This window comes from Polaromonas sp. P1_A2 (assembly GCF_056406895.1).
In genome coordinates this window covers 194090-211351 of sequence record NZ_JBFTZI010000006.1, presented here as the reverse complement: position 1 = coordinate 211351, position 17262 = coordinate 194090, and the positions used below count along the sequence as shown (strand labels likewise).

The window sequence follows — 17262 nt, the reverse complement described above, 5'->3', positions numbered from 1 at the left end:
CGCCCCCGCCGCGCCCGCGGCCCCCTCCACCGCGGCCGGCGACCGCGTGTTCCAGCCGCTGCAGGGCAACACCGGCTTCGAGATCGCGCGCGGCGACATAGACCGCGTGCTCGACGTGCCGGTGCAGCTGACCACCGAGCTGGGCCGCACCCGCATCACCATCAAAAGCCTGCTGCAGCTGTCCCAGGGCTCGGTCGTCGAACTCGACGGCCTGGCCGGCCAGCCCATGGACGTGTTCATCAACGGCTATTTGATCGCGCAGGGCGAGGTGGTGGTCGTCAACGACAAGTTCGGCATACGCCTGACCGACATCATCACGCCCTCCGAACGCATGCAGAAGCTGAACCGATGAAGCGTGCCTTGTTTCGCGGGCTCACCGCCCTGCTGCTGGCCGGTATCTGCCTGTCGGCCGCCGCGGTGCTGCCCACCGTGCCCACGGCCACCGCCGAGCCGGTGCGCTCCTCTTTCGGCGCCGCCGGCCTGCTGCAGGCCGGCCTGGGCCTGGCCCTGGTGCTCGCGATGATTTTTGGCTGCGCCTGGCTGGCGCGGCGCTTCGGCCTGCAGGCCGGCGGCAGCAGCCGGCTGCTCAAGGTGGTCGCTAGCGCCATGGTCGGCCAGCGCGAGCGTGTGGTCGTCGTCGAGGTCGGCGGCCAATGGCTGGTGCTGGGCGTGGCGGCCGGGCAGGTCCGCGCGCTGCACAACATGCCCGCGCAAACAATTCCCGAGGCCGATGCGGCGCCCACCCTGCCAGGCTTTGCCGGCGCCGGTGCATTTTCAAACAAGCTGCTCGAATCCCTGAACAAGCTCAAGAAGCGCGATTGATGAAGCCGAATTTTCCCGGCCTGCGCCGCCGCGCGGGCGCCCTGCTGCCGGCCCTGCTTGTGCTGGCCATCATGCTGCTGCCCGCGCTGGCCTCGGCCCAGGGCCTGCCCGGCATCACCAGCACCAAGGGCCCGGGCGGCAGCCAGACCTGGTCGCTCAGCGTGCAAACCCTGGTGCTGCTGACCTCGCTGTCATTCTTGCCGGCGCTGCTGCTGTCCATGACCAGCTTCACCCGCATCCTCATCGTGCTGGGCCTGCTGCGCACGGCCATAGGCACACAGTCCTCGCCGCCCAACCAGGTGCTGGTCGGGCTTTCGCTGTTCCTGACCTTTTTTGTCATGTCGCCGGTCTTCGACAAGGTGCACAGCACCGCCTACAAACCTTTTTCTGAAAACAAGATCAGCGCCGAGCAGGCCCTGGAGCGCGGCGTCGAACCCTTCAAGCAGTTCATGCTCAAGCAGACCCGCGAAGCCGACCTGGCCCTGTTCGCCAGGCTGGCCCATATCGAAAAACTCGAAGGCCCCGAGCAGGTGACGCTGCGCATCCTGCTGCCGGCCTTTGTGATCAGCGAACTCAAAACCGCCTTCCAGATCGGCTTCACCATCTTTATCCCCTTCCTCATCGTCGACCTGGTCGTCGCGAGTGTGCTGATGTCCATGGGCATGATGATGGTGCCGCCGGCCACCATCTCGCTGCCCTTCAAGCTCATGCTGTTTGTGCTGGTCGACGGCTGGCAGCTGCTGATAGGCGCGCTCGCGCAAAGCTTCTACCTTTAGGGGGCACCGATGACACCCGAATCCGTCATGGCGCTGGGCTATGAGGCCATGAAGCTCTCCCTGCTGCTGGGCGCGCCGCTGCTGCTGGTGGCCCTGGTCACCGGCCTGCTGATCAGCCTGTTCCAGGCGGCCACCCAGATCAACGAGATGACGCTGTCCTTTATCCCCAAGCTGCTGGCCGTCTTCGCCACCCTGGTGATTGCCGGGCCCTGGATGCTGGGCCTGGTGCTGGACTACATGCGCAACCTGTTTTCCTCCATCCCGCAGCTGGTGGGCTGAGGCCGGGCAAGCAAAGAAACCCATGCAGCCGGTTTTTTCGGCCACCTCGGGCCAGCTCAACCTCTGGCTGGTGTTTTTTTTATGGCCTTTTGTGCGCATGCTGGCCCTGATCAGCACTGCGCCCCTGTTCAGCGAACACGCCGTGCCGCGCCGCGCCAAGGTCGCCCTGGCCGCGCTGCTGGCCGTCGTCGTCGCGCCCACGCTGGACGCCATGCCGGCCGTGCCCATAGTCTCCGCGGCCGGCTTCTGGATTTTGGTCCAGCAAATCCTGTTAGGCGCGGCCATGGGTTTTTCCATGCGCATGGTTTTCGCGGCCGTGCAGGCCGCCGGTGAATACGCGGGCCTGCAAATGGGTTTGTCCTTCGCGTCCTTCTTCGACCCCACCAGCGGCGGCAACACCATGGTCGTCGCGCGCCTGCTCAACGTCATGGCCATGCTGATCTTTCTGGCGGTCGACGGCCATTTGATGCTGGTCATGGTGCTGGCCGAAAGCTTCCAGGCCTTGCCGATTTCCGACGCACCGCTGGCGGCCGGCGGCTGGTTTCTGCTGGCCAATGCCGGCGGCGCGATCATGGCCGGCGGCCTCATGCTGGCCCTGCCTTTGATCGCCACCCTGCTGACCCTCAACCTCGCCATGGGCATCCTGAACCGTGTCTCACCGCAATTCAGCATTTTTGCGGTCGGCTTCCCCATCACCCTGCTGGCCGGCATCGCCATGCTGCAGCTGCTGATGCAATACCTCGCGCCCTTCCTGGAGCCGCGCTTCGCGGCGGCGTTTGCGGGGACGCTGGGGGTTTTGCAGGGGTTGCGGCAGTAGGGCCATTACCAGCCCTCTCTTGCTGTCTTCCGGTTTTTTCTTCGAGAGACTTCCTTCTGGCCACGAGCCGTGTGAACCTCCTTTATGCTGAGAACCTGTGGAAACGCGGGAACGACACGGCCAAGGGGCTTACAGCATGAAGTTTCAAGATTTTCGAACTCAGATTTTTCTTACCAACGCCATCACTACACTCCTGTTGCTTTCGCATGTCGAATCATCGATAGCGAAGCCCGCAGCAGACGCTACAGCCAAGCCGGCTTGTGTTTTTTCAGAAGATGCCCAGCAACAAGCGCGAAGGCTTGTGGAGCGCACCGCCGAATTCAAGACCGTTCAACGCGAGGCAAAGCAGGCAACACCGGTGGGCCGCGTCGCCTACATCGACGGCATGGACCGGCCGGTGTTATGGAAAGGCAGATGCCATCAGAGCGTGACGGTCTATGTCGACAGGCTGAACCGTTTTGAACGCCGATTCACCATGTTGGTAGACCTGGGAGCAGGCAAGCTGTTCCTGGAAGATATCAATGGCGAGTACCAGGCGCTGAAGAAGCCAGTGCCTGGCCGGGCCAAACCGGTTGCCCGCCCTACAGGTAGTTAAACAAGGCAATCTGCTGGATCCGCACAAAGGTCTGCTGGCTGGCCTGGAGCGCAGTCTGGCGCTGGTAGAACTCGGCAATCGCGCTGGCGTAGTCCAGGTCCTGCAGGTCTGACAAATAGCTTTTGTCGTAGAGGGCGCGGCTGTCACCGGTGTCGCCCAGGGCGTCGAGTTCCTGCAGGCGGGTGCCGACCGAGGCGCGCACCGTGAGCACGTTGTCGTGGGCGTTGGTGATTTTGCGGTTGGCGGTGCTCAGGGCATTGAGCAGTTTGGCCTGTGCTTCCGGGCCGGCGCCGTTGACCGGGGCGCGCAGCGCGGTGATGGCGTCGCTGATGGCGGCGAAGACGTCGGTGCCGGCGTTTTTGGCGGTGGAGGCGTGGAAGCTGTCGCCGGCCGCGGGCGCGCCGGTGATGCTGAGCTGCAGGCCGCCGAACTGGATGGGGCTGCCGGGCGTGAAGGTGGTGGAAGGCACGATGGCGACCGGCGGCACGGTGTTGGTGTCGACCTGGTAGGTGGTCGGCGTGGTGAAGGTGATGACGAAGTCTTTTCCGTAGTTGGGGTCGGCGATATTGGTCACCGAGGTCGCGCCGAACACGCCGCTGCCGGTGTTGCCGGCCTGGGCCTGGGTGACATAACCCGCGCCGCCCTGCACGCTCTGGAAAATGCTGCGGCCGTCGTCGCTGCCGGCCATCTGGCGCGACACGTCGACCTGCATCAGGCGCTGGCCCTGGTCGCCGGCATAAAGAATGCTGCCGTCGGGCTGTTTCACAAAAGGCGGGCTGCCCGTCTTGAAGCCGGCAAACAAGAACTGGCCGTTGCCGTCGTCGGTGTTGGCCAGGCCCTGCAACTGGTCAAACGCGCTTTGCAAGGTGGTGGCCAGGGTGGCGCGGTCGGCGTCGGTCATGGTGCCGTTGCCGGCCTCGACCAGCAGGCTTTTGACGTTCTGCAGCACGGTGGTCACGCTTTGCAGGGAGTTTTCTTCGAGCGAGAGCATCTGCCCGGCCTGCTTGCGGCTGGTGGCGTACTGCGAGTTCAGCGCGATGGACTGCGAGACCGCCAGCGCGCGCGTGGCGCCCAGCGGGTCGTCCGAGGGCGCGAGGATTTTGGTCATGGCGCCGATTTGCTGCTGCACGCGCAGCAGGCTGCTTTGCTGCGAGCCCATGGCGCTCTGGCTCTGTTCATAAAAAGACTGGGTGCTGATACGCATCATGGGCTCCTTAGTTGATCCCGAGGACCGCGTCAAACATGGTCGATGCCGTCTGTATGACCTTGGCATTGGCCTGGTACATCTGCTGGAACATCAGCAGGTTGGCGGTTTCCTCGTCCTGGTTGACGCCCGAGACCGACTGCTGGGCCGAGCGTATCTGCGTGGCCAGGCTGGTCTGCGCCGTGCCGGCGATCTGGATCTGCCTGGCCTTGTTGCCGACGCTGCTGACCAGCTGCGCGTAGGAATCGTTAAAGCTGGCCGTGCCGCCGCCCATGGTTTTTTTGTTCTGCAGCGCGCCCAGCAGCAGCGCGTTGCTGCCGTCGGAGATGCCGCCGGTGTTTTTGTCCACGGTAAAGCTGTCGCCGTTGGCCGGCGTGCCGCTGATCGTGACGCTGATGCCGTTAAAACTCAGGGTCGCGCCCGGTGTGTAGCTGACGGAGGCGCCGGGCGCATAGGGGCTGGCCGGGTCGGGCGTACCGTCGGCGCGCGTCACGGTCACGGCCGCGCCGGCCGGGAAGCCCGACAGCTGGTTGGTGGCCGCGTCGTAAGTGAGCGTCACCTTCGCGGCCAGCGGCGTGGCGGGGTAGGCCGCATCCACCTTGCCGGCGCTGATCTTGCCGCTGCCCTGGTTGGCGGCCGTGTTGCCGGTCACGATGGGCGAAGCCGCCGCGATCTTGGCCGGGTCGCTGACCAGCACCGTGAGGTCGCGCGCGCCGGTGCGCGTGGGCTGGATCAAAAACGAATCGCCGGGCGCGCCGGCGCCGCTGGCCAAGGTCAGCGTGACGCCGTCAAAGCTCGTGGTGTTGGCGGGCGCGGCGCCCGGGAAACCCGCGGTCATCGGTATCACCTGGTTGTCCGACAGGCGGGTCAGCGTGTAGCTGGGGCCGGCGCCCACGTCCAGGCGGTAGTCGCTGGTGGTCAGCTGGCTGGTGTTGGAAAACGAGGGCGTGAGCACCAGGTTGCCGGTGTTGCGGCTGTTGGCCAGCAGGCCGGGACTGGCCTGCGAGAAGAAGTCGCCGCCCAGCGCGCCGTTCAGGTCTATGCCCAGTTTGTGCTGGGCGTTAAAGGCGTCCGACAGCGCGATCGCGATACGGCCCAGCGCGTTCTGCGCGGGGGCCAGGGTTTCGTTGCGGAACTGCATCAGCCCGCCCAGGGCGCCGCCGCTGAGCATGCTGTCCGGCATCTGCACCGCCATGCCGGCCGCATTGACCACCGCGACGGCCGTGCGGCTGGGGTCGGCCGCCGAGCGTACCGCCGCAAGCTTGTTGGCGCTGTCGCCCAGCACCAGGGACTGGCCGTTGCCAATGGTGATGTTGTACTGGCCGCCGTCCTGCACCACCAGCTTGGTGCCCACCAGCAGCCCGAGCTGGTTGACGAGCTGGTCGCGCTGGTCCAGCAGGTCGTTGGGGGCCTGGCCGCCCGAAGCATTGCTGAGCAGGGCCACCTGTTTGTTGAGGCTGGCGATCTGCTCGGCATAGCTGTTGATCTGGTCGACGGTGCCCGAGATCTGGTCGTTGGTCGTCTTGTTCAGGCCGCTCAGGTACTGGTCCATGGAGCGGAACTGGTTGGCCGCGGCCTGGGCGGAGCTGATCAGCTGCTGGCGCGCGGCCGGGTCGGCCGGCGTGTTGGCCACCGCCTGGATGTTGGTGAACAGCGACTGCAGCTGGGGCGCCAGGCCGGCTTTCTGGTTGGCCAGCAGGTTGTCGATCTGGCTGATCTGCGTGTAGTAGGTCGTCAGCGACTGGTTCAGCGACTGCGCCTGGTTGAGCTGCGAGGCCAGGTAGGCGTCGTAGCTGCGGGTCACGTCGACCACCTTGGCGCCGCTGCCGAAGAAACCCACGCTGGCACGGTACACGCCGCCAGCGGTTGCGACCTGCGCGGACTGTCGGCTGTAGCCGGGCGTGTTGACGTTGGCGGTGTTGTGGCCGGTGGTCACCAGCGCGGCCTGGGCAGCGTTAAGGCCGCTCAGCCCGGTGTAAAACATGCTATTGGACATAAATCGGGTCTTTCACGGGGCGCTCCCCTGGGGAGTGCCGGCACACACTAGATATATAGAGAGATAACGGCCTGGGCCTGGGGAACTTGAGAGTGAGCTCAAGCACATCCCGGTTTTCTGCGGGTACGGCCCGCGAACCGACTGTTCAGAGCTGTTCACAAAACCCAGCGAAGCGGTCCTGGCTAGGCGCGCCGCCGCAGACAGTGCACCAGCACGGCAAGGCGGCGCAACAACGCCAGGAGGGTTTTTGAACGGCTCCGGCTCAAGCCGTCAGCGAGCGCTGCCAGCGTTTCGCGCGTTCCTCAAACCGCTGCCGGCGTTCTTCCTCGGCCTGGCCGGCCTTGTAGACGGAGTCGCCAATCAGGCCCTTGATTTCCCGGACCGCCGCCGCGCTGCGCTGGGCCAGGCTTTTGACTTCGGCGGCCATCAAGGCAAAACCCCGGGCCTGCTCGCCGGCATGGGCCGCTTCGGCCGCGGCGTGGGCCAGGGAGCGGGTGCGCAGCGCGATGCCGTCGATCATGCCTATGATGTCGGCGACTTTTTCGGCCGGCAGCGGGCCGGCGGCCAGGCCCGGGCAGTCCAGGGTGGAGGCCGGCGATTTTTCTTCAATCGTCGATACAGGATGGCTGGTGGTCGTGTGCATGCGCACTCCTTGAAAATCAATGGTGTCGGCTTGCAAGGCCATGCCCGCGGCACGCCTCGCCCCTGCTTATCGGCCGGCTGCGGCAAAACTTGAGCAATTTGCCACGCCGCGCCGGCTCTTTTTCTTAGAAAGTCTCCCAGCTGCCGCCACCCGCGCCGGCCGCCAGCGGCGGCGCGATGGCCTGGCGGGCCTGGGGCGGCTGTTTCGGTGTCGCCACCGATCGAACCGGGCTGGCCGGGCGGCGCGGCGTGGGCTGCTGCTGTGGCATATCGCCCCCTTGCAGCTTGAACACGCTGACCGCGTCCGACAGGCCGCCGGCCTGCTCCTGCAGCGACGAAGCCGCGGCGGCCGCCTGCTCAACGAGGGCCGCATTCTGCTGCGTGACCTGGTCCATCTGGGTAATGGCCTGGTTGATCTGTTCGATGCCGGAGGTCTGCTCCTGGCTGGCCGCCGTGATCTCGGCCATGATGTCGGTCACCCTCTTCACGCTGTCAACGATCTCGTCCATGGTCTTGCCGGCCTCGGCCACCTGGCTGCTGCCCTCCTCGACCTTGCTCACCGAATCATCGATCAGGGTCTTGATTTCCTTGGCCGCTGCCGCGCTGCGCTGGGCCAGGTTGCGCACTTCGGCGGCCACGACCGCAAAGCCCCGGCCCTGTTCGCCTGCACGGGCCGCTTCCACCGCCGCGTTCAAGGCCAAGATATTGGTCTGGAAGGCGATGCCGTCAATCACACCAATGATGTCGACGATTTTTCTGGAAGAGGCGTTGATCGCGCCCATGGTGCCTACGACCTCAGCGACCACCGTGCCGCCCTTGACGGCAACACTCGAAGCAGAGACCGCCAGTTGGTTGGCCTGGCGCGCGTTGTCGGCATTCTGTTTGACGGTGCCCGTGAGTTCTTCCATGGAAGCGGCGGTTTCTTCAAGAGAACTGGCCTGCTGCTCGGTGCGCGATGACAAATCATGGTTGCCGGCCGCGATCTCGCTGCTGGCCGTCGCGATGGTGCCGCTGGCCTGGCGGATCTGGCTGATCACACGCGCCAGCTCCTGCTGCATCTTGTGGATGGCATACAGCAGGCTGCGGCTGTCGCCCTTGCGCAGCGCCACATGCACCGTCAGGTCGCCCTGGGCCACGCGGTCCACAACGGTCGCGGCATAAGCCGGCTCGCCGCCTATCTGCTGGCCCAGCATGCGCGCCATCACCACGCCCAGGCCCACGCTGGCCGCGATGCCGCCCAGCACCAGCACCACCATGGCCAGGCGCGAGTTGCGGTAGGTGGCGGCCACATGCTCCATGCTGGCCTTGGCCTGCCCATCGCTGTAGGCCACCATCTGCTGCAGGATGTCCTCAACCACACGTGATTCCTTGAGCAGCACGGCGCTGTCCTCGGCCACCTTGCCGTCGTACTGCGAGGAGTCCAGCGACTGCTTCATCAGCAGGACCACAAAGTCGTTCATCCGCTGCTTGAGCTGCGGCATTTTGGCGGCGTACTGCTGGTACAGCGCCAGGCCCTTGGCTTCGTCTTCGAGCAGCGGCTTGACCTCGGCCATGCGGTCCTCAATGCCTTGCAGGGCCGCCCCTATGTCTTTTTTGCCGGTGTTGCGCTCGCCCATGGACGAGGCCGACAGCAAACCCAGCTGCGCCCGGCTGGCGTAGACCAGGTGGATATTCGCCTCCTGCACGCCCTTGAGCGCGAGCACCTCCTGGTTGTAGAGGTTCTCGGTGGCGGCGCTGATGCGGCCCATGTGGAAAATGCCCAGCCCGCCGATGATGGCGCCTATGGCCGCCACGATCAGAAAGCTGCCGACCAGTTTGGTCATGACACGAAGTTGATGAAACCATTGCATATTTTTATTCCTTGTAGGGTCGCGGATGCCCGCGCCGGATTAACTCAACTCAAAACTAAAGCGTCTCCCAGTCATCGCCTGCCAGGGCGATCTCCTTTTTCGTTGCGGGCTTGCGGCCGGGCGAGGCGATGGCCTGCCGGGCCGGGGGTGGTTGTTTGTGCGCCGCGGCCGGCCCCATGGCCTGGGCGGGCCGCTGCACGGCATAGTGGTCTTCAAGCTTGAACACGCTGACCGCGTCCGACAGCACATGGGCCTGCTCCTGCAGCGAAGAGGCCGCTGCGGCCGCCTGCTCAACGAGTGCCGCGTTCTGCTGCGTGACCTGGTCCATCTGCGTGATGGCCTGGTTGATCTGCTCTATCCCCGAGGTCTGTTCCTGGCTGGCCGCGGCGATCTCGGTCATGATGTCTGTCACCCTCTTCACGCTGTCAACGATCTCCTCCATGGTCTTGCCGGCTTCGGCCACCTGCTTGCTGCCCTCTTCAACCTTGTCGACCGAGTCGCCTATCAGGGCCTTGATCTCCTTGGCGGCGCCGGCGCTGCGTTGCGCCAGGCTTCTGACCTCGGCCGCCACCACCGCAAAACCCCGGCCCTGTTCACCGGCACGCGCCGCTTCCACGGCGGCATTGAGCGCCAGGATATTGGTCTGGAAGGCGATCCCATCAATCACACCAATGATGTCGACAATCTTTCTGGACGATGCATTGATCGCGCCCATGGTGTCCACCACCTCGGCCACCACGCTGCCGCCCTTGACGGCGACGCTGGAAGCCGACACGGCCAGCTGGTTGGCCTGGCGCGCGTTGTCGGCATTCTGTTTGACGGTGGAAGTCAGCTCTTCCATGGACGCTGCCGTCTCTTCGAGCGAACTCGCCTGCTGCTCGGTGCGTGATGAGAGGTCATGGTTGCCGGATGCGATCTGGCTGCTGGCCGTTGCAATCGTGTCCGTGCCGCTGCGCACATTGCCGACAATGCCCACCAGGCTGTCGTTCATGTTCTTGAGGGCCCGCATCAGCTGGCCGGTCTCGTCGCTGCTGTTCACCACGATGCGGCTGGTCAGGTCCCCGGCCGCCACGGTTTCGGCCACCTTGAGGGCCCGGCTCAAAGGCCGGGTGATGCCCAGCGTGAGCCACCAGGACAGCAGGCCGCCCAGCGCCAGGGCAACGGCGGCCATGGCGGCCAGGCTGAGCCGGCTCGAGCGGTACAGCAGGTCTATGCCGCTGACGGTGCTGTCGATATGGGCCTTCTGGAAAGACAGCATGGCGCGTATGCTCGCGTCGTAGGCGTCCAGCGCCGGTACCAGCTGCTTGTCGACCAGCTCGAGCGCCTCCGCCGCCCGGCCTTCGTCTTTCAGCTTGAGCGCCTGCGCGCGCAGGCCGACATAGGCCGCGCGTTTGGCCAGGCTGTCTTCGTAAATCGTTTTTTCCTCGGGCGTGTCCAGCATGGCCAGCAGCTTTCCCGAGGTCTCGGTGATGGTGAGGCTGGTCTTGGCGATGGCCTTCTGGAAGTATTGCTGGTCCTGCGCATCGGTGGTCTTGACCAGCGCGAAGGTGCGCACGCTGTTGGTGCTGGTGGCCACCAGCCAGTCGGCCGCGAGCCGCTCCTTGACCAGGGCGCGCTCGGCCATGTCGCTGGTGGCATGGCCCACGCTTTGCAGCCGCCAGATGCCCAGGGCCGCGATGGCGGTCAGGAACAGCAGCACAAGCGCGAAGCCCAGGCCCAGGCGTGTGCCGATTTTGAAATTACGGATCATCATGAAAAAACTCTTGGATGTGGGGTGCTTGTTTTAATTCGCGGCCTGGTGCTGCTCAAGCGCTCATCTGCCGCATGATGCGCACCAGTTTTCCGCCGTACTCGGGATCGGTCGCATAACCGGCGCGCTGCAGGCCGTGCGCGGCCTCGGCCGGGTCGCGCGCGGCCAGCACGCCGGAATAGCGCGGGTTGCCGGCGAGGAATTTCGCGTAATCGGCGAAAGCCTCGTCATAAGAGCCATAGGCGCGGAAGGCGGCCCGGGTTTTCTGCGGCACGCCGTTGAGGTATTCGGTGGTGGCGCTTTCGGCCACGGCGCCCTTCCAGCTGCGGTCGGCCTTGATGCCGAAGACGTTGAAGCTGCTGCTGCCGTCTTCCTTGCGGATTTCGCGTTTGCCCCAGCCGGACTCCAGCGCCGCCTGCGCCAGAATCAGCTGCGCGGGCACGCCGCTGGCTTCGCTGGCGCGCTGCGCGGCCGGCAGCAGGCGTGAGACAAAAGCCTCGACATGGGCCTGCGGCAGCGCGCTGCGGCTCAGTGTTGCCTGCGCCGTGGCTTCTTCATACAACGACAGGTCGGGCGCGCGGCCCAGGGGAACAGCCGGCGTTGGAAGCGGCAGCGGAACAGCTTTGGGCTCCGCCACGGCGGCCTCGCCGCCCGCCATGCGGCTGAGCTGCGCATACATGGCATCGGCCAGGCCCAGGCCGCGGCCCGACAGGTTTTGCGCGAGCTGCTGGTCCAGCATGGAGGTGTACATTTTTTCGGACTGGCTGCCGAACAGGCCCTCCGAGGGTGTGGCTTCGCGCATGCTCTTGAGCACCATGCTCATGAACATCACTTCAAACTGCTTCGAGGCCTGCCGCATGCCTTCCTGCGGCGAACTGCGCGCCGTGCGCCGCAGCTCGTCCACACCCTGCACGTCCAGCGACAGGCGCTGGTCGAGCACGCCGGCGGCCGGGGTGTTGAAACCGCTGGTACCGGAGACCGAGGTATTGCTCATGTGGCCTAGATGATTTCAAGTTCGGCGCGCAGCGCGCCCACAGCCTTCATGGCCTGCAGGATGGAGACCAGGTCCTGCGGATTCGCGCCCAGGGCATTGAGGCCCTTGATCACCTCGGCCAGCGAAGCCCCGCCCTTGACGACCTGCAGCGCGCCGCCGCCCTGGCTCAGCTCGATCTGCGAGCGCTGGGTGGCCACCGTGTTGCCGCCGGAGAACGCGCCGGGCTGGCTGATCACCGGGTCGGTATTGATCACCACCGACAGGCTGCCATGCGCCACCGCGCAGTCGTTGATGCGCACCGCCTGGTTCATCACCACCGAGCCGGTGCGCGCATTGATGACCACCCTGGCCACGGCCTGCGAGGGATTCACGTCGATGTCCTCGATGCGGGCCAGGAAACCGACACGTTCCTCAGGCCGGGCCGGCGCGTTGACCTGGATCACACGCGCGTCCAGCGCCTGCGCCGTGCCGGGGCCGAAGCTGCGGTTGATCGCATCCACGGCTTTTTGCGCGGTGCCGAAATCGGTCTTGTTGAGTTCAATCGTCAGCGTGCCGTCGCCGCCCAGCGGGGACTCCACCGCGCGCTCGACAATCGCGCCGGCCGGGATGCGGCCCGAACTGAGCTGGTTGACCTTGACCTGGGTGCCGCTGGCCGAGGCACCCGCGCCGCCCACCACCATATTGCCCTGCGCGAGCGCGTAGACCTGGCCGTCGGCGCCCTTGAGCGGCGTCATCAGCAAGGTGCCGCCGCGCAGGCTTTTGGCATTGCCCAGCGACGAGACCGTGACATCTATGGCCTGGCCGGGCCGCGCAAAGGGCGGCAGCACGGCGGTCACCATCACGGCCGCCACGTTCTTGAGCTGCATATTGGTGCCGGGCGGCACCGTCACGCCGAGCTGGCCCAGCATGTTGTTGAGGCTTTGTGTCGTGAAAGGCGTCTGCATGGTCTGGTCGCCGCTGCCGTCCAGGCCCACCATGAGGCCGTAGCCGATCAGCGGGTTGTCGCGCACGCCCTGGATGCTGGCCAGGTCCTTGATGCGCTCGGCTTGCACCGGCAGCACCGGCAAGGCGATCAGGGCCGGCAGCAGCAGGCACAGCCTGAGCGCCCGGGCGCCCGCAAAGGTGAAATGAGGCAGGGAGTGCGGCATGGTCAGAACGGCAAGACGTTGAGGAAGACGCGCTGCAGCCAGCCCATGGTCTGCGCTTCGTCGATATAACCCTTGGCGCTGTATTCGATGCGTGCGTCGGCCACTTGGGTTGAGGGCACGGCGTTGTTGGCGCCCACGGTGCGCGGGTTGACCACGCCGGAAAAGCGTATGTATTCCGTGCCCTGGTTGATCAGCATCTGTTTCTCGCCGCTGACCAGCAGGTTGCCGTTGGCCAGCAGCTCCACCACGGTGACCGTGATCACGCCGTTAAAGGTATTCTTGGAATTGGCGCCGCCCTTGGCGCTCATGGTGTTCTTGCCGCTGGCGTCGGCGTCCTGGTCGCTGGAGACCAGGCCGCTGAGCAGCTTGGGCACCAGGCCCAGGGCCGAGGTGGCGCTGCTGGTCCGGCTGGCGTCGGCGGCCGAATTTTTGCTGGCGTTGATGTTCTCGTTGATGACGATGGTCAGGATGTCGCCCACCTGGCGCGGCCGCCTGTCCTCGAACAGCGCCTGCGCGCCAAAACTGGTGCGGTAGATCGAGCCATAGGCCGGCACGGCCGGCCGCGGCTGCGCGTCGTAGCGCGCCGTCATGGGCTGGTGCACGATGGGCTCGCGCGGCAGCTGGGCGCAGCCGCCCAGCAGCAGCCCGGCGGCGGCCAGCGCACAGCCGCGCATCACAGCTGCGCCAGGCGCGCGAGCATCTGGTCGGATGTCTGCACCGCTTTGCTGTTGATCTCGTAGGCGCGCTGGGTCTGGATCATGTTGACCAGCTCCTCCACCACGTTCACGTTCGACGACTCGACGTAACCCTGGTTCAGCACGCCCGCGCCGTTCTGGCCGGGCGCGGTCTGGTTGGCGCCGCCCGAGGCGTCGGTTTCCACATAGAGGTTCTCGCCCTTGCTCTCCAGGCCCGCGGGGTTCATAAAGGTCGCGAGCTGGATCTGGCCTATCTGCACGCTGGCGCTGGAGCCGCCCTGGGTGATGGAAACCGTGCCGTCGCGGCCAATGGTCATACCGGTGGTGTCCTGCGGCAGCGTGATGGCCGGCTGCAGCGGGTAACCGTTGGCCGTCACCAGCTGGCCGTTCTGGTCGGGCTGGAAGGAGCCGTCGCGCGTGTAGGCATTGGTGCCGTCGGGCATCAGCACCTGGAAAAACCCGCTGCCGTTGATGGACACGTCGCGCGGGTTGTCGGTCTTGGTCGGATTGCCCTGGGTGTGTATGCGCTCGGTCGCCACCACGCGCGCACCTGTGCCGATTTGCAGGCCGGAGGGCATGCGGGTCTGGTCCGAAGTCTGGCCGCCGCTTTGGCGCAGGTTCTGGTACAGCAGGTCCTCGAACACCGCGCGGCTGCGCTTGAAGCCCGTGGTGCCCACGTTGGCCAGGTTGTTGGAGACCACGTCGAGCTGGGTCTGCTGCGCATCCAGGCCGGTCTTGGCGATCCAGAGGGAACGAATCATGGGAAAACTCCTGCGGGGGAAGTGTCAATAAAGGGTGTCGACAAAAGGCGCCAAGGCGTCAAAGGCCGGCTCAGCTCGACAGCAGCTTGTTGGCCTGCTGCTCGTTGTTCTCGGCGGTCTGCAGGGTCTTCATCTGCATCTCGAAACGCCGCGCATTGGAAATCATCTGCACCATGGCCTCGACCGGGTTGACGTTGCTGCCTTCCAGCGCGCCGGTCTGCAGGCGCACATCCGGGTCGGCCTGCGGCGCGGGCCGGCCGGCCTGCATGCGGAACAGGCCGTCGTCACCGCGCACCAGGTCGGCCGCGGCCGGGTTGACCAGCTTGAGGCGGCCGACTTCGGCCGCGCCCACGGCAGGGTCGCCCGCGCCTAGGGCGGTGAGCACACCGTCGCCGCCCACCACCAGCGCGGAGCCCGGCGGCACCACCAGCGGGCCGGCGTCGCCCATCAGGGGGCGGCCGCCCTGCGTGCTGACCTGGCCCTCGGCGCCCACCTGCAGGTTGCCCAGGCGCGTGTAGGCTTCGCTGCCGTCGGGCATCTGCACCGTGAGCCAGCCCTCGCCGCGCACCGCGACGTCCAGCGGCCGGCCGGTCTGCATCAAGGGGCCGGCGCTCATGTCGGCGCCCGGCGTGGTCGCCACCACCAGCGCGCGCGTGCCCATTTCCTCGCCGACCACGGGCACGGCGCGAAAGCTGTTGATCTGCGCGCGAAAGCCCGGCGTGGACACATTGGCCATGTTGTGGGCCACCGAAGCCTGCTGCTCCAGCGCCTGCTTGGCACCGCCCAGGCCTATGTAAATCATCCGGTCCATGCTGTTCCTTGCTTCTTACGTCCGATGCATCAATGCGCCGACATCAGCGCATGTTCACCAGGGTCTGCATCACCTGGTCCTGCGTCTTGACGGTCTGCGCATTGGCCTGGTAGGTGCGCTGCGCGATGATCAGGTTGACGAGCTCGCCGGTCAGGTCCACGTTGGAGGCCTCGACCGCGCCCGAGGCCAGCGCGCCCAGCTTGGTGCCGCTGCCCGGCGAGCCGGTCAGGGGCTGGCCCGATTCGGCGGTCTCGGCCCAGACGTTGTCGCCCTTGGGCTGCAGGCCGTTGGGGTTCACAAAGGAAGACAGCACGACCTGGCCCAGGGTCTGGGTCTGCTCGTTGGAGTACTTGCCGGTGATGGTGCCGTCCTCGTTGATCGCGAAGGCCGTGAGCTGGCCCGAGGTGAAACCGTCCTGCGTGAGCTTTTTCGGATCGTTGACGTTGCCGAACTGGGTGGAGCTGGTCAGGTCCATGGTGAACGTCATCGCGTTCGCGCCGTTGGCGAAGTTCAGGCCCGCGAAGTTGATCTTGCCGCCCACCAGCGTGGTGGGCGCGCCGGGGATCAGGTTGCCGTTGCCGTCAAAACCCAGGGTGCCGGTGGCCAGCGGCGCGCTGTTGGCGACCACGGGCGGGCCGGCCGGCGTGGGCGCGGCGATCATGCCGCCGGTCGCGTTGAGCGGGTAGCCGTCGGCCGTGGCGTAGACGCTCCAGGCGTTGGGGCCGGTCTTCACGAAGAAGGTGTTGATCTCGTGCGAGTTGCCCAGCGAGTCGTAGACCTTGACCGGGTTGGAATAGCTGTAGGTGGCCGAGTTGTTGGCGTCGAACGGCGTGGCGGCGGGCACCGTGCTGCGCGAATCGAGGTTGTACTGCGAGACGATGCTTTGGGTGGCCCTGGGCGCCATGGCCGCGGTGGGCAGCTGCAGCGGGCCGGGCGTGCCGCCGGCCACCGTGCCGTTGGCCGAGCGCTGGTAGCCGGTCAGGCGCAGGCCGCCCGCATTGACGATAAAACCGTCGGCATCCTGGTCGAACTGGCCGTTGCGCGAATACATGATCTCGCCGCTGGGGCTGGCCATGCGAAAGAAGCCGTCACCGTTGACGATGGCGACGTCCAGCCCGCGCGTGCTGCTTTGCACCGCGCCGGCGCTGAAGTTCTGCACCACGGCCGCAACCCGCGTGCCCAGGCCGACGCGCGAGCCCGCATAGACGTCGGAGAACAGCGTGTTGCCCGACTTGAAGCCCACCGTGCCCGAGTTGGCGATGTTGTTGCCGATGACGTCGAGATTGCTGGCGGAGGCGTTCAGGCCACTCACCCCTTGTGCGAAACCCATAGTGTTTCCTTTTTATTCAGTTGATTGCTTGCGGTTAAAGGGAAATGGGGCGGCTGCCCCGGGGCCGTCAGGCCGCGACCTCACAAAAAAATCAGAGCACCTGCCGGACTTCGTCGAGCCCGGCCTTGCGGCCGCCGCCCAGGTCCAGCGAGGCGCCGCCGTAGACCTGCGCCACGCTGGCGACCTTGGCATAGGTCAGCGCCAGGGACTGCACGTCTTCCTTGCCGGCCTTGGCCGTCACGCTGAGGCTGTAGTTGCCGTCGGGCACGGCGGCGCCGGTGTCGCTCTTGCCGTCCCAGTCGACCATCTTCACGCCGGCCGGCAGCGCGCCCAAATCGAAAGTGCGCACCACCTCGCCGGCCGCGTTCTTCACGCTGACCTTCACCGCGTCGGCGGCGCCGGCCAGGTCTATGCCGAATTTGTCCGGCACGCCGTCCTTGACCACCGCCTCCTTGCCCGGCACCAGCACGGTGCGGCCTATCAGCGCGGCCGACTGCAGCACCTGGCTGGCACCGCTCTGGGCCAGCAGCGACTGCACCGCGCCGTTGAGTTTTTCAATACCGCTCACGGTGCTCATCTGCGCGAGCTGCGAGGTCAGCTGCGCGTTGTCCAGCGGGTTCAGCGGGTCCTGGTTGTTCAGCTGCGTGACCAGCAGCTTGAGGAAACGCTGCTCGCTGTCGGCGGCGGAACCCTGCTTCGAGGCCAGGGCGTTCAGCGTGCTCGCGGGGTCGGATGCGGCGGGGGCGTTCACGGCCATGAAAATTCTCCTGTGGGGGGCAAAGGGATGGCGCG

The 17262-nt window shown here is 66.0% G+C and carries 18 protein-coding genes; 6 read left to right on the top strand and 12 right to left on the bottom strand.

Annotated elements, in window-relative coordinates; all coding sequences use genetic code 11:
- From fliN to AC1D09_RS21645, 6 genes are all read left to right on the top strand, one after another.
- Positions 1-352: flagellar motor switch protein FliN (gene fliN, locus AC1D09_RS21670; RefSeq protein ID WP_477701223.1), on the top strand; the 352-nt coding region annotated here is incomplete at its 5' end.
- Positions 349-822, top strand: a complete 474-nt coding sequence (gene fliO / locus AC1D09_RS21665) for a flagellar biosynthetic protein FliO (protein ID WP_477660930.1) — start codon at positions 349-351, stop codon at positions 820-822. The genes fliN and fliO, both read left to right, overlap by 4 nt.
- Positions 822-1598 carry a flagellar type III secretion system pore protein FliP gene (gene fliP / locus AC1D09_RS21660; RefSeq protein WP_477660929.1) on the top strand — a complete coding sequence of 259 codons (777 nt, stop codon included), beginning with the start codon at positions 822-824 and terminating at the stop codon, positions 1596-1598. The genes fliO and fliP overlap by 1 nt, the downstream gene beginning before the upstream one ends.
- A gap of 9 nt (positions 1599-1607) precedes the next feature.
- Positions 1608-1877 (top strand): flagellar biosynthesis protein FliQ, encoded by a 270-nt coding sequence (gene fliQ, locus AC1D09_RS21655; RefSeq protein WP_074577803.1) that lies wholly within the window; start codon positions 1608-1610, stop codon positions 1875-1877.
- 22 nt (positions 1878-1899) lie between these two features.
- A complete protein-coding gene (gene fliR, locus AC1D09_RS21650; protein WP_477660928.1) occupies positions 1900-2694 on the top strand; it encodes a flagellar biosynthetic protein FliR in 795 nt (264 codons plus the stop codon).
- Positions 2695-2830: 136 nt separating this feature from the next.
- The gene (locus tag AC1D09_RS21645; RefSeq protein ID WP_477660927.1) at positions 2831-3289 is read left to right on the top strand and encodes a hypothetical protein; all 459 of its coding nucleotides are present in this window, start codon (positions 2831-2833) and stop codon (positions 3287-3289) included.
- Here the strand turns inward: AC1D09_RS21645 and flgL are convergent.
- The 12 genes from flgL to AC1D09_RS21585 all read right to left on the bottom strand — a co-directional run bounded on the left by flgL (position 3276) and on the right by AC1D09_RS21585 (position 17227).
- A complete protein-coding gene (gene flgL / locus AC1D09_RS21640) occupies positions 3276-4493 on the bottom strand; it encodes a flagellar hook-associated protein FlgL (protein ID WP_477660926.1) in 1218 nt (405 codons plus the stop codon). The genes AC1D09_RS21645 and flgL overlap by 14 nt on opposite strands.
- Before the next feature lie 10 nt (positions 4494-4503).
- Complete coding sequence (gene flgK, locus AC1D09_RS21635; RefSeq protein ID WP_477660925.1) at positions 4504-6489, bottom strand: flagellar hook-associated protein FlgK; 1986 nt, start codon at positions 6487-6489, stop codon at positions 4504-4506.
- A 262-nt stretch (positions 6490-6751) separates the two neighbouring features.
- Positions 6752-7132, bottom strand: coding sequence for a methyl-accepting chemotaxis protein (locus AC1D09_RS21630; RefSeq protein WP_477660924.1), 381 nt, complete (start codon positions 7130-7132; stop codon positions 6752-6754).
- Positions 7133-7256: 124 nt separating this feature from the next.
- The gene (locus AC1D09_RS21625; protein WP_477660923.1) at positions 7257-8981 is read right to left on the bottom strand and encodes a methyl-accepting chemotaxis protein; all 1725 of its coding nucleotides are present in this window, start codon (positions 8979-8981) and stop codon (positions 7257-7259) included.
- A 55-nt stretch (positions 8982-9036) separates the two neighbouring features.
- Entirely contained in the window at positions 9037-10734 is a 1698-nt protein-coding gene (locus tag AC1D09_RS21620; protein WP_477660922.1) for a methyl-accepting chemotaxis protein, read from the bottom strand.
- Between the two features lie 52 nt (positions 10735-10786).
- The gene (flgJ, locus tag AC1D09_RS21615; RefSeq protein ID WP_477660921.1) at positions 10787-11725 is read right to left on the bottom strand and encodes a flagellar assembly peptidoglycan hydrolase FlgJ; all 939 of its coding nucleotides are present in this window, start codon (positions 11723-11725) and stop codon (positions 10787-10789) included.
- 5 nt (positions 11726-11730) lie between these two features.
- On the bottom strand, positions 11731-12873 hold the full coding sequence (locus AC1D09_RS21610) for a flagellar basal body P-ring protein FlgI (RefSeq protein ID WP_477660920.1): 1143 nt from the start codon (positions 12871-12873) through the stop codon (positions 11731-11733).
- A gap of 2 nt (positions 12874-12875) precedes the next feature.
- Positions 12876-13547, bottom strand: a complete 672-nt coding sequence (locus AC1D09_RS21605) for a flagellar basal body L-ring protein FlgH (protein ID WP_477660919.1) — start codon at positions 13545-13547, stop codon at positions 12876-12878.
- The gene (flgG, locus tag AC1D09_RS21600; protein WP_477660918.1) at positions 13547-14329 is read right to left on the bottom strand and encodes a flagellar basal-body rod protein FlgG; all 783 of its coding nucleotides are present in this window, start codon (positions 14327-14329) and stop codon (positions 13547-13549) included. Before flgG ends, AC1D09_RS21605 begins: the two co-directional genes overlap by 1 nt.
- Positions 14330-14399: 70 nt before the next feature.
- Entirely contained in the window at positions 14400-15140 is a 741-nt protein-coding gene (locus tag AC1D09_RS21595; RefSeq protein ID WP_477660917.1) for a flagellar basal body rod protein FlgF, read from the bottom strand.
- A 43-nt stretch (positions 15141-15183) separates the two neighbouring features.
- Positions 15184-16470 (bottom strand): flagellar hook protein FlgE, encoded by a 1287-nt coding sequence (gene flgE / locus AC1D09_RS21590; protein WP_477660916.1) that lies wholly within the window; start codon positions 16468-16470, stop codon positions 15184-15186.
- Positions 16471-16561: 91 nt separating this feature from the next.
- Positions 16562-17227: a flagellar hook assembly protein FlgD gene (locus AC1D09_RS21585; protein ID WP_477660915.1), complete on the bottom strand. Its 666-nt coding sequence runs from the start codon at positions 17225-17227 to the stop codon at positions 16562-16564.
- Positions 17228-17262: the final 35 nt, after the last annotated feature.

Coding starts and splice junctions, on each gene's coding strand:
- flgL (WP_477660926.1), bottom strand. CDS start 4,493: ATGCGTATCAGCACCCAGTCTTTTTATGAACAGAGCCAGAGCGCCATG.
- AC1D09_RS21605 (WP_477660919.1), bottom strand. CDS start 13,547: ATGCGCGGCTGTGCGCTGGCCGCCGCCGGGCTGCTGCTGGGCGGCTGC.
- AC1D09_RS21625 (WP_477660923.1), bottom strand. CDS start 8,981: ATGCAATGGTTTCATCAACTTCGTGTCATGACCAAACTGGTCGGCAGC.
- AC1D09_RS21595 (WP_477660917.1), bottom strand. CDS start 15,140: ATGGACCGGATGATTTACATAGGCCTGGGCGGTGCCAAGCAGGCGCTG.
- flgK (WP_477660925.1), bottom strand. CDS start 6,489: ATGTCCAATAGCATGTTTTACACCGGGCTGAGCGGCCTTAACGCTGCC.
- AC1D09_RS21620 (WP_477660922.1), bottom strand. CDS start 10,734: ATGATGATCCGTAATTTCAAAATCGGCACACGCCTGGGCCTGGGCTTC.
- fliP (WP_477660929.1), top strand. CDS start 822: ATGAAGCCGAATTTTCCCGGCCTGCGCCGCCGCGCGGGCGCCCTGCTG.
- AC1D09_RS21630 (WP_477660924.1), bottom strand. CDS start 7,132: ATGCACACGACCACCAGCCATCCTGTATCGACGATTGAAGAAAAATCG.
- AC1D09_RS21585 (WP_477660915.1), bottom strand. CDS start 17,227: ATGGCCGTGAACGCCCCCGCCGCATCCGACCCCGCGAGCACGCTGAAC.
- AC1D09_RS21645 (WP_477660927.1), top strand. CDS start 2,831: ATGAAGTTTCAAGATTTTCGAACTCAGATTTTTCTTACCAACGCCATC.
- flgG (WP_477660918.1), bottom strand. CDS start 14,329: ATGATTCGTTCCCTCTGGATCGCCAAGACCGGCCTGGATGCGCAGCAG.
- flgE (WP_477660916.1), bottom strand. CDS start 16,470: ATGGGTTTCGCACAAGGGGTGAGTGGCCTGAACGCCTCCGCCAGCAAT.
- AC1D09_RS21610 (WP_477660920.1), bottom strand. CDS start 12,873: ATGCCGCACTCCCTGCCTCATTTCACCTTTGCGGGCGCCCGGGCGCTC.
- fliQ (WP_074577803.1), top strand. CDS start 1,608: ATGACACCCGAATCCGTCATGGCGCTGGGCTATGAGGCCATGAAGCTC.
- fliO (WP_477660930.1), top strand. CDS start 349: ATGAAGCGTGCCTTGTTTCGCGGGCTCACCGCCCTGCTGCTGGCCGGT.
- flgJ (WP_477660921.1), bottom strand. CDS start 11,725: ATGAGCAATACCTCGGTCTCCGGTACCAGCGGTTTCAACACCCCGGCC.
- fliR (WP_477660928.1), top strand. CDS start 1,900: ATGCAGCCGGTTTTTTCGGCCACCTCGGGCCAGCTCAACCTCTGGCTG.